Genomic DNA, 285 nt, shown 5'->3' on the forward strand with positions numbered 1-285 from the left:
GTTGCTAATGCGATGCTCACCAGCGAGCCCGACCTCGAGGCCATCTGGGCTGTCTGGGATGTCCCGGCAGAAGGCGTGATGGCCGCCGCCCGAGAGACTGGCCGCACCGACATCAAGCTCGCGACCGAAGACTTGGGCACCAACGTCGCAATCGCGCTCGCCGAGGACGAGATGGTCGTCGGCCTCGGTGCGCAACTGCCGTATGACCAGGGGGTGACCGAGGCGCGCCTCGGAGCCCTCAGCATTCTCGGCGAGGAGGTCCCGGCGTATGTCGCGCTGAGCTCG

General features: G+C 67.4%; 1 pseudogene. It reads left to right on the top strand.

Features of this window, described 5'->3' with window-relative positions:
- Nucleotides 1-285 (top strand): annotated as a pseudogene (locus tag SB658_RS23245) (substrate-binding domain-containing protein); the annotation flags it as partial.

This window comes from Bacillus sp. SIMBA_008 (genome assembly GCF_046535495.1).
GTDB classification, from domain to species: domain Bacteria; phylum Bacillota; class Bacilli; order Bacillales; family Bacillaceae; genus Bacillus; species Bacillus subtilis.